At 74.6% G+C, this 2,033-nt stretch carries 2 protein-coding genes; both read left to right on the top strand.

Annotation, left to right across the window (positions count from 1 at the left end; genetic code table 11):
* Window positions 1-63 precede the first annotated feature (63 nt).
* A complete protein-coding gene (locus ACFWEK_RS21140; RefSeq protein WP_430546673.1) occupies window positions 64-1,278 on the top strand; it encodes an ROK family transcriptional regulator in 1,215 nt (404 codons plus the stop codon).
* Window positions 1,275-2,009 (top strand): ATP-binding cassette domain-containing protein, encoded by a 735-nt coding sequence (locus tag ACFWEK_RS21135; RefSeq protein ID WP_430546632.1) that lies wholly within the window; start codon window positions 1,275-1,277, stop codon window positions 2,007-2,009. The genes ACFWEK_RS21140 and ACFWEK_RS21135 overlap by 4 nt, the downstream gene beginning before the upstream one ends.
* The last annotated feature ends 24 nt before the right edge of the window (window positions 2,010-2,033 follow it).

The raw sequence follows: 2,033 nt of genomic DNA, 5'->3' as shown, positions 1-2,033 counted from the left end.
GGACGACCGCCGCCCCGCGCGTCGTCGCACCATAGACTCCCCGGCGTGAGAGGACGGCTGCCGATGGTGGGATCGCAGTCGTCGCTGCGCGAGGCGAACCGTGCGCGCGTCGTCGACGCGGTGAAGCGGCACGGTGGGCTGACCCAGGTGGAGCTCACCGGGGCCACCGGGCTCTCGCCCGCCACCGTGTCGACCATCGTCAAGGAGCTCGTCGCCGCTGAGCTGGTCGAGGTGCGCAACACGATCCGCTCGGGCCGGCGCGCGCAGCTCGTCACCCTCGCCCACCGGGTAGGGCTCGTGGCGGGCGTGCTGGTGGGCACGCGGCACCTCACGGTGGCCATCGCGGACGTGTCGCACGAGATCCTCGCCGAGCAGGTGCTGCCGCTGCCGGCGGAGCACCGCGCCGACACCAGCCTCGACCGCGCCGCCCTGCTCGTCGTCGACCTGCTGGAGCGCGTCGGCTCGGAGCTCGACGAGGTGCTCGGCATCGGGCTCGGGCTGCCGGCGCCGGTCGACGCCGCCAGCGGCCAGGTCACCGTGCGCGGCATCCTGCGAGGCTGGGACGGCGTGCCGGTGGCGCAGGTGCTGTCCAAGCGGCTGGCCCGGCCGGTGTTCGTGGACAACGACGCGAACCTGGGCGCCCTGGCGGAGAGCACGGTCGGCGCCGCCCGCGAGGTGCACGACGCGCTGTACGTCCGCGCCGGGCACGGCGTGGGGGCGGGCATCGTGCTGGCGGGCCGCGTGCACCGCGGCGTCGCGGGCACGGCGGGCGAGATCGGGCACGTGCAGGTGGACCCGGCCGGCAACATCTGCTCGTGCGGAAGCCGCGGCTGCCTGGACACGGTCGTGGGGGACCGGGCGCTGCTCGAGCCGCTGCGCAGCAGCCACGGGAACCTCACCCTCGCCGACGTCGTGCGCCTGACGAACGAGGACGACCCGGGCTGTCGGGAGATCGTCGCCGACGCCGGTACGGTGGTCGGCGGCGTCGTGGCCGGGCTGGCGACGTCGCTCAACCCGGAGCTCGTCGTCGTCGGGGGAGCGCTGGCCGCGACGGGCGAGGTCTTCCTCGGGCCGCTGCGCGAGGCGCTGCGCCGCCGGACCCTGCTGCAGCAGGTCACGCCTCTCGAGGTGGTGCCCGCGGCGCTGGGGACGCGCGCCGAGCTGGAGGGAGCCATCGCGCTCGCGCTGCAGCACACCGACCTGCTGGAGCAGCCCGACGACGGACCGCACGGCGCCGTCGTCGTGGGCCAGGTCCGCACAGGAAAGGGGAACCGGTGAGGGGACGCACGCCGCTGCTCGCGCTGCGGCAGGTCAGCAGGTACTTCGGTGCCGTCGAGGCCCTCGTCGACGTGGACCTGGAGGTGCACGCGCACGAGGTGGTGGCCCTGGTCGGGGACAACGGGGCGGGCAAGTCGACGCTCGCCCAGATCGTGGCGGGCGTGCTGAGCCCGAGCTCGGGGCAGCTGGAGATCGACGGTGAGCCCGTGTCGATCCCGTCGCCCTCGGCGGCGAACCAGCTCGGCGTGGCGAGCGTCTTCCAGGACCTCGCCGTCTGCGAGAACCTCGACGTCACCGCGAACGTCTTCCTGGGGCAGGAGCTGCGCGGGCGGGCGGGCCTGCTGCGCGACGGCGACATGGAGACCGAGACCCGCGCGCTCCTCGAGCACCTCACGATCCGGATCCCGTCGGTGCGGACCCCGCTGCGGCACCTGTCCGCCGGGCAGCGTCAGGCGGTCGCCATCGCGCGCACCCTCATCGGCCAGCCCCGCATCGTGGTGCTCGACGAGCCGACGGCAGCGCTCTCGGTGGCGCAGACCGCCGAGGTGCTCACGCACATCCAGCGCCTGCGCGAGCTGGGGCTCGGCGTCATCCTCATCAGCCACAACCTCAACGACGTGCGCGCGGTCTCCGACCGCATCGAGGTGCTGCGGCACGGCCGGAACAACGGGTCATTCGCGGCGACGGCCGCGCACGAGGAGATCCTCGCGGCGATCACCGGCGCGGCCTGAGGGCCGCGGGGGAGGGGTCCCCGC

This window comes from Isoptericola sp. NPDC060257 (assembly GCF_042726645.1).
Taxonomy (GTDB): Bacteria; Actinomycetota; Actinomycetes; order Actinomycetales; family Cellulomonadaceae; genus Isoptericola; species Isoptericola nanjingensis.
The sequence above is the reverse complement of the archived record's forward strand: the minus strand, read 5'-3'. Positions and strand labels throughout refer to the sequence as shown.

Bases quoted from the DNA above. Each gene is read 5' to 3' on its own strand.
- ACFWEK_RS21140 (WP_430546673.1), top strand. From the start codon at position 64: ATGGTGGGATCGCAGTCGTCGCTGCGCGAGGCGAACCGTGCGCGCGTC.